The 8,341-nt window shown below is 65.3% G+C and carries 6 protein-coding genes and 1 pseudogene; 3 read left to right on the top strand and 4 right to left on the bottom strand.

Going from position 1 to position 8,341, the window contains the following annotated elements:
- Positions 1-130: 130 nt before the first annotated feature.
- Positions 131-1,384, bottom strand: a complete 1,254-nt coding sequence (locus PV768_RS21570) for an aminopeptidase P family protein (protein WP_421094174.1) — start codon at positions 1,382-1,384, stop codon at positions 131-133.
- 60 nt (positions 1,385-1,444) lie between these two features.
- Positions 1,445-2,815: an MFS transporter gene (locus PV768_RS21565; RefSeq protein ID WP_323057804.1), complete on the bottom strand. Its 1,371-nt coding sequence runs from the start codon at positions 2,813-2,815 to the stop codon at positions 1,445-1,447.
- A gap of 484 nt (positions 2,816-3,299) precedes the next feature.
- Between PV768_RS21565 and PV768_RS21560 the strand changes: the two genes are divergently transcribed.
- From PV768_RS21560 to PV768_RS21550, 3 genes are all read left to right on the top strand, one after another.
- On the top strand, positions 3,300-4,400 hold the full coding sequence (locus PV768_RS21560; RefSeq protein ID WP_157239844.1) for an S-(hydroxymethyl)mycothiol dehydrogenase: 1,101 nt from the start codon (positions 3,300-3,302) through the stop codon (positions 4,398-4,400).
- Positions 4,400-5,020: an MBL fold metallo-hydrolase gene (locus tag PV768_RS21555; RefSeq protein WP_421094173.1), complete on the top strand. Its 621-nt coding sequence runs from the start codon at positions 4,400-4,402 to the stop codon at positions 5,018-5,020. The genes PV768_RS21560 and PV768_RS21555 overlap by 1 nt, the downstream gene beginning before the upstream one ends.
- Positions 5,021-5,157: 137 nt before the next feature.
- Complete coding sequence (locus tag PV768_RS21550) at positions 5,158-7,512, top strand: FdhF/YdeP family oxidoreductase (RefSeq protein ID WP_421094172.1); 2,355 nt, start codon at positions 5,158-5,160, stop codon at positions 7,510-7,512.
- A 109-nt stretch (positions 7,513-7,621) separates the two neighbouring features.
- Here PV768_RS21550 and PV768_RS21545 read toward each other — a convergent pair whose 3' ends face one another.
- Together PV768_RS21545 and PV768_RS21540 are read right to left on the bottom strand one after the other, a co-directional pair.
- Positions 7,622-7,855 carry a hypothetical protein gene (locus PV768_RS21545; protein ID WP_421094171.1) on the bottom strand — a complete coding sequence of 78 codons (234 nt, stop codon included), beginning with the start codon at positions 7,853-7,855 and terminating at the stop codon, positions 7,622-7,624.
- Positions 7,856-8,047: 192 nt separating this feature from the next.
- A pseudogene (locus PV768_RS21540) lies at positions 8,048-8,341 on the bottom strand (endonuclease); the annotation flags it as partial.

The raw sequence follows: 8,341 nt of genomic DNA, 5'->3' as shown, positions 1-8,341 counted from the left end.
CCCCCCCCCCCCCCCCCCGCCCGGCCCCGCCCCCCCCCCCCCACCCCGCCCCCCCCCACCCCCCCCCCCCCGCCCCCCCCCCCGGCCCGCCGGGGGGCCCCCCCCGCTTCCGGGTTTCGTTCCTGGAAGGCTAGGCGCCGATGATGTTGTACTCGGGGCCGAACGGGAACTTGGTGATGTTCTCCGCGCCGTCCTCGCCCACCACCAGGATGTCGTGCTCGCGGTAGCCGCCGGCGCCCGGCTGGCCGTCAAGGACGGTGACCATCGGCTCCATGGAGACCACCATGCCCGGCTCCAGGACGGTGTCGATATCCTCGCGGAGCTCCAGCCCGGCTTCCCGGCCGTAGTAGTGGCTGAGGACGCCGAAGGAGTGTCCGTAGCCGAAGGTGCGGTTGGCCAGGAGTCCATACCCGACGTAGATCTCATTGAGTTCCGCTGCGATGTCCTTGCAGACCGCGCCGGGCTTGATCAGTTCGAGGCCTCGCTTGTGGACTTCCACGTTGATGTTCCACAGCTCCAGGGACCGGGCGTCCGGCTCGCCGTAGAACAGGGTGCGCTCCAGGGCGGTGTAGTAGCCGGAGGTCATGGGGAAGCAGTTCAGGGACAGGATGTCGTGTTCCTGGATCTTGCGGGTGGTGGCCCAGTTGTGGGCGCCGTCGGTGTTGATGCCGGACTGGAACCAGACCCAGGTATCACGGATTTCCGAGTCGGGGAAGGTCCGGGCGATCTCGTGGACCATGGCCTCCGTACCGATCAGCGCGACCTCGTACTCGGTGATCCCGGCGGTGATGGCGTTGCGGATGGCTTCGCCGCCCAGGTCGCCGATCCGGGCACCGTGCTTGATGACTTCGATTTCCTCGGCGGACTTGATCATGCGCTGGCGCATGGCGGCCTGGGCCACGTCCACCAGGGTTGCGGACGGGAAGGCTGCCTGGATCTTGTTCCGGTTGTCCAGCGGGAGCGAGTCATCCTCGACGCCGAGGCGGCGGGGGTTGATGCCGCGGGTCCGCAGGACTTCCTGGATGGCGAAGATGTAGTTGTCCCGGCGCCAGTCCGTGTAGACGATGTTGTCGCCGTAGCTGCGGCGCCAAGGCATGCCGGCGTCGATATTGGCGGTAACGGTGACGGTGTCATCCTTGGTGACCACCATGCCGTAGGAACGGCCGAAGGTGGTGAACAGGAAGTCCGAGTAGTACTTGATGGAGTGGTAGCTGGTGAGGACGACGGCGTCCAGTTCCTTCTCTGCCATGATCCGCCGGAGGCCCGCGAGCCGGCGTTCGAACTCGGCGTCGGAGAACGTGAGGCTGACCTTCTCGCCGTTCTTGAGGATCTTGGTGCGCTCGAGTTCGGCGACGGTGGTGGCGTTCTCGGTGGTGATGGTCATCGTGGCGATGCCTTTCTCTGGTTCATTTTCGATGTGCAGGTGGTTCGGTAGGGACGGAAGTTATTCGTGCCGCAGCGGCTCTTTGCAGGTTTCCCTGGAGAGTGCCACGGCGATGAGCGAAACGACGGCGGCAGCGACGAGGTACCAGGCCGGCGCCAGGTCGTTTGCGGTTGCGGCGATGAGGAGCGTCGCCATGAACGGGGCGGTGCCGCCGAAGAGGGCGTTGGAGAGATTGAAGCTGACGGCAAAGCCGCTGTAGCGGACCCGGGTGGGGAACATTTCAGCCAGGAAGCTGGGGAGCGTGCCGTCGTTGAGGGTGAGCATGGCGCCCAGCAGGATCTGGACCAGGACGATCACCAGGAAGTTGCCGGTCCCGAGCAGTGCGAACGCAGGAACTGTCAGGACGATGAAGGCGACTGATGCGGTGATCAGTACCTTCTTGCGCCCGTACCGGTCCGAGAGCATGCCGGTGAGGAAGATGAAGCCGATGTAGGTGACCAGCGCGATGGTCGTGGCAAGGAATGATTCGGTCTCGCCCAGGCCCAGTTCCGAGGACAGGTAGGTGGGCATGTAGCTGAGGATCACGTAGAAGCCGACGGCGTTGAGCAGGACGGCCCCGACGGCCTGGAGCAGTTGCCGCCAGTGGTTGCGGAAGAGGCTGGAGACGGGCGCCTTGGCAGCGTGGTCCTGGGCCTCCAGATCGCGGAACACCGGGGTGTCTTCGAGCTTTGTCCGGATGTACCGGCCGATCAGGCCCATCGGGGCGGCCAGGAGGAACGGCAGCCGCCAGCCCCAGCTCTGCATCGCGTCGGCAGCGAGCAGCGTGGTCAGCAGCCCGGCGATCAGTGAACCGAGCAGGAGGCCGGCTGCGGTGCTGGCGGGAACAACCGCGGCATACAGGCCCCGCTTGTTGGCGGGGGCGTACTCCACCAGGAACGCCGATGCTCCCGCGTACTCGCCCGAGGCAGAGAAGCCCTGGATCACCCTGATGACCAGGAGCAGGATGGGAGCCCAGATTCCGATCGTGCCGTATCCGGGAATCAGCGCGATGCAGAAAGTTGCTCCGGACATTATCAGGATCGACAGCGAGAGGGCTGTCCGCCGGCCAACCTTGTCGCCAATGTGGCCCCAGACGAAGCCGCCGAGCGGCCGCACCAGGAATGAAATGGCAAACAGGGCGAAGGTCAGCAGGAGCCCGGTCTGCGGGTCGGATTCCGGGAAGAAGACCGATGCGATAGTGACGGCCAGGTAGCCGTAGACCGCGTAGTCGAACCATTCGACGAAGTTGCCGATGAAGCTGGCCGCAATGACGCGGCGGCGCGTTTCCTTGCTGACGGCATTGTCAGCAGGCGTGGAGTTGCTGGACGGGGTTCCATTCGACTCCGGGCCAGCTTCCCGCTCACGGGCGGGGGAAGAAGTTTCGTTACTCATGTATCCACCAAAGTGTTTGTGGTTGCATTCAGCGCAACGCTGTTGCACCAGAATAGGCGTGACGGCGGCCACAGTCAATGGTTTTTGGAAAGGGCAATTTCTTTGCAACCTCGGTTGGTACGGAAGGCTGCTAAGGCCCGGGTCTTGAGGCTGACTTCCAGGAGCACGTTGCTGCACATGCAATAAGGTTGCAGTGAAGGGTACGTGCTTGCCTATGCTGGCGTGAAGCGCGCGGCGCGTGGCAGCCAAGCCGTGCTGTTGACACCCCACAAGGCGACTGACATATTTCGTGTAAGCGCTATACGCATCGCGTTGTGTAATACGCAATTGATTCGGGAGATGCCGGGAGGATCGAGCGGCGCCAACCACCCCTTTGGGGGCTCCCGCCCACCCCTTTGGGTAGCCGTCCGGAGGTGCCGCAGCTCCTAGAATTGATAGTCGGGCCGGGAACTTTCGTCCGGCCAACGAAAGGAACACAGGAAACATGGTTCACAAAGTCAAGGCCGTCATTGCCAAGGAAAAGAACGCTCCGGTGTCAGTGGAGACCATCCTGGTTCCGGATCCGGGACCGGGTGAGGCGCTCGTTGACATCCTGACCTGCGGCGTCTGCCATACGGACCTGCATTACAAGCAGGGCGCCATCAACGATGACTTCCCCTTCCTCCTGGGCCATGAAGCCACGGGTGTTGTGTCCGCCGTGGGTGACGGTGTCACATCCATCGCCCCCGGTGACCGGGTGATCCTGAACTGGCGCGCCGTTTGCGGCGAATGCCGTGCCTGTGCCAAGGGCCAGCCGCAGTACTGCTTCAACACCGCCAACGCCACCCAGAAAATGACGCTCGAGGACGGCACCGAGCTCTCCCCTGCCCTGGGCATCGGCGCCTTCGCCGAGAAGACCCTCGTTGCCGCGGGACAGTGCACCAAGGTGGACCCCGAGGTTGATGCTGCCGCCGTGGGGCTGCTGGGGTGCGGAGTGATGGCAGGCATCGGCGCCGCCATCAACACCGGCGAGGTAAAGCGGGGCGAGTCCGTAGCGGTGATCGGCTGCGGCGGCGTGGGCATCGCCGCGATCGCCGGCGCCAAGCTGGCCGGCGCTACCACAATCATCGCCGTGGACATTGACGCGAACAAGGTGGACATGGCCAAGTCGCTGGGCGCCACGCACGGCATCGACTCCAGCAAGGAGGACCCCATCGAGGCCATCCGCGCCCTCACGGGAGGCAACGGAGCCGACGTGGTGATTGACGCCGTCGGCCGTCCCGAAACCTACAAGCAGGCGTTCTACGCCCGCGACCTCGCCGGCCGCGTGGTGCTGGTGGGCGTCCCGACGCCGGACATGAAGCTGGAACTGCCGCTGCTGGACGTCTTTGGCCGGGGCGGATCGCTGAAGTCCTCCTGGTACGGCGACTGCCTTCCCTCCCGCGACTTCCCGATGCTCGTCTCCCACTACAAGCAGGGCAACCTGGACCTGGACGCCTTCGTTTCCGAGCGCATCAGCATCGACCAGGTGGAGGAAGCGTTCGAGAAAATGCACGAAGGCAAGGTCCTCCGCTCCGTCGTCGAACTGCCGGTGGCGGGTTCCTGATGGGCGTCCGGATCGAGAACCTGGTCACCTCGGGCACGTTTTCGCTCGACGGCGGCACCTGGGACGTCGACAACAACGTCTGGATCGTGGGCAACGACGAAGAATGCGTGATCATCGATTCCCCGCATGACGCGTCCGCGATCATCAACCAGGTCCGGGGCCGGAAGGTCCTTGCCATCCTGCAGACCCATGCCCACAACGACCACATCGGCGCCGCCCGCGAGGTCGCCGACGCCGTCGACGCCCCGATCTACCTCAACCCCGAGGACCTGGTCCTTTGGGAACAGGTCTACCCGGACACGAAGCCGGACCGGGAACTGAACGACGGCGACCTCTTCCAGGTGGGCGGGGCAACCCTCCGGGCGATCCACACCCCCGGGCACTCCCCCGGCTCCACCTGCTTCTACCTGGAGAGCGAAGGGACCGTCTTCACCGGCGACACGCTGTTCAACGGCGGCCCCGGCGCCACCGGGCGGTCCTACAGCGACTACCCCACCATCCTGGCCTCCATCCGCGAACGGCTGCTCGCCCTCCCGCCGGAGACGGTGGTCCGCACCGGACACGGCGACAACACCACCATCGCGGCGGAGCAGGAAACCCTGGCGGGGATCGCGCAGTAGCCGTCGAAATCAACTAAGGTGCCAACAGGCGCGCCGGGAAAGCCTGGCGCGCCTTCATGGCGCCACGAGCACCTGCAGTCAGCAAGCACGAGCACGGCAGCAAGAGCAGGACGAATGCCGGCAAGGAAGTTGGGACAATGAAGTTCGGGAAACAGCCCGCCCCCGTCGCGGACATCAATGAGGACGACCTGGAGGTCCGCAAACCCAAGGTTGAGGCGGCGGGAGTCAAAGCCGTGATGGTGGCGCTGGAGCGCGCCGTGGCCCAGGCCGGGGTCGCGCGTACGGCACACTCCCTGCTGCGGCTGAACCAGCGCGGCGGTTTCGACTGCCCCGGCTGTGCGTGGCCCGAATCGGACAAGAAGCGCAAGGCGGCCGAGTTCTGCGAGAACGGTGCCAAGGCCGTGGCCGAGGAAAACACCCTCCGCACCGTTGGTGCCGAGTTCTGGGCAAAGCACTCCATCGCCGAGCTCTCCACCAAGACCGAATACTGGCTGGGCAACCAGGGCCGGCTGAGTGAGCCGATGGTGATCCGCGCCGGCGAGACCCACTACTCGCCGATCTCCTGGGCCGAGGCATTCGAGCTGATCGGAGAACACGTCCGGGCTTCAACTCCGGACCGCTGCGTCTTCTACACCTCCGGGCGCACCGCGAACGAGACCGCGTTCATGTACCAGCTCTACGCCCGGGCCATCGGCACGAACAACCTGCCGGACTGCTCCAACATGTGCCACGAGTCCTCCGGGTCCGCACTGAACCCGACCATCGGGATCGGCAAGGGCACCGTTTCGTTGGACGACATCCACGATTCCGAGCTGATCTTCGTCGTTGGGCAGAATCCCGGAACCAACCATCCCCGCATGCTGTCCGCGCTGAAGGAATGCAAGGACAAGGGCGGCAAGGTAGTGGCTGTCAATCCGCTGCCCGAGGCCGGCCTGTTCAACTTCAAGGATCCGCAGACCGTCTCCGGCGTGGTGGGCGGCGGCACGCCCCTGGCCGATGAGTACCTGCAGATCAAGGTGGGCGGCGACCTCGCCCTGTTCCAGGCCCTCGGCCACCTCCTCCTGGCAGAGGAAGAACGCAACCCGGGGACCGTCGTCGACCATTCCTTTGTGGAGGCGCAGACGGACGGGTTCGACGCCTACCGCCAGGCCCGCCGGGAGCTGGACTGGGCGGAGACCGAGAAGGCCACCGGCCTGTCCCGCCAACAGATCGAAACCGTGGCCGGGATGCTCATCAAGTCCAAGGCCACCATCTTTTGCTGGGCCCTGGGCGTGACGCAGCAGCCGCACTCGGTGGACACCATCAAGGAAATGGTCAACGTCCTGCTCCTCCAGGGCAACTTCGGCAAGCCCGGCGCCGGCGCCTGTCCCGTCCGCGGGCACTCCAACGTCCAGGGCGACAGGACCATGGGCATCTGGGAGAAACCCAAGGAATGGCTCCTGGAAGCGCTGGATACCGAGTTCGGGATCACGTCCCCGCGGCACCATGGCTACGACGCCGTCGAAGCCATGGAAGCCTTTGAACGCGACGAGGTGGACGTGTTTGTGTCCATGGGCGGCAACTTTTCGCTGGCCTGCTCGGACACCGACACGCTGGAAGCCGGGATGCAGCGGATTGGCCTCACCGTGCACATCTCCACCAAGCCCAACCGCTCCCACATCGTGCACGGGCGCACCTCGCTGATCCTGCCCACGCTGGGCCGGACGGACAAGGACGACAAGCACCCGAACGGCGCCCAGTTCCTGTCCGTGGAGGACTCCATGTCCGTGGTCCACTCCACCCAGGGCAGGCTCCAGCCTGTCTCAGAGCACCTGCTCTCCGAGCCGGTCATCGTGGCCCGCATGGCCGAAGCAACCTTCGGCCCGGACCATTCGGTGGACTGGAAGGCCATGGCCGAGGACTACGACGTGATCCGCGACCACATTGCCCGCGTCCTGCCCGGCTTCGAGGACTTCAACACCCGCATCCGGACCAAGAACGGGTTCGTGCTGCCCAACCCGCCGCGCGACACCCGATCCTTCAAGACCGACATTGGCCGCGGCCGGTTCACCGTCAGCCCGCTCGAATACCTCACCCCGCCGGACGGGCACCTTGTGCTCCAGACCATCCGCAGCCACGACCAGTACAACACCACCTACTACGGCCTGGACGACCGCTACCGCGGCATCTCGGGCGGCCGCCGCGTCATCCTGGTGCATCCCGAGGACCTGGTGGAACTGGGCTTCAAGGACCGGGACCTGGTGGACGTGGTCAGCACCTTCCGCGGCCACGACCGCAAGGCGGACAAGTTCCGCCTGGTGGCCTACCCCACCGCCAAGGGCTGCGCCGCCGCGTACTTCCCCGAAGCCAACGCACTGGTCCACAAGGAAAACGTTGCCCGCGTCTCCAACACCCCCGGGTTCAAGGCCATGTTCGTCCGCTTCGTCCCGCATCTGGCTGAAGAGGCCGGGCAGGTTTCGTCAGAGGAGCTGGAGCCTGCCGCAGCGGTGTAGTTCCGCGCCTGCGTTTACAGGCATTGACGATGACGGCGATATTCGGCACGTGCCGGATGTCGCCGTCGCTTTTCTGTTCCTGCCGCTTTTCTGTCCCTTGGACCGCCGCCTACACGGGGTTGGTGCCGTCAGTCTCTGCCTCGGCATCCAGGTCCTTGCCGTGGACGCTGGCCGATGCCAGCCCAAGCATCTGCTGCCCGGCGTTGGTTTGCCCCGGCGTGAAACGGCTGTCCGCTTTCTCCGGGTGCGCTGCATCCTGGAGTTCTCCCCCGGCCTCGGGTGCGACATCCTTCCGCAGGTGCCCGTCGGAAGGAACGTTCTTGGAAACCTCCTCATCAGCCATCCCAACAGCCAAACACTGGCATGAAGCCAGGGCAAGAGGGCAGGTGGCAAGAAGGCAGGTTACGGTGAGGGCTCAGGGGCAGGGCAGAGAGCGCTGCAGCGTCACCAGCGGTGCAGATGAGCGCACCACACCCGGGCACGGGTGGGCCCGGGTTGGTCCGGCTTTGAAGATTCAGCCACCACCCGTATCCCTTCAGGCGGGCGGGGCGTGCAGGAGCCGTTCCAGGGCTTCTTCTCCCGGGGAGAGCCCGGTGTAGGCAAAGTCCGGCGGCCTGCCGGTCACGGACCCTGCCCCGCCTGAGACGGACCTTACTTGGTGGGGCCAGTGGGGTGGTTCCCAGTCCTGGTGTTCGCTTGTGTAGTGGCGGCCGGTGGGTGAGGTCCAGCCGGGTGGTGCGGTTGTGGTGGCGGGGGTGGGTTTCCAGCCGCTGGTGTGGCGGAGTTTGTGGTGTTTGGGGCAGGGCTGGCCGAGGTTCGAGACTCCTGT

Origin of the sequence: Pseudarthrobacter sp. CC4 (assembly GCF_048957775.1) — a bacterium.
In the GTDB taxonomy this organism is placed as follows: Bacteria; Actinomycetota; Actinomycetes; order Actinomycetales; family Micrococcaceae; genus Arthrobacter.
Note: the sequence above shows the minus strand (reverse complement) of the source record. Positions and strands in the feature narration are given on the sequence as shown.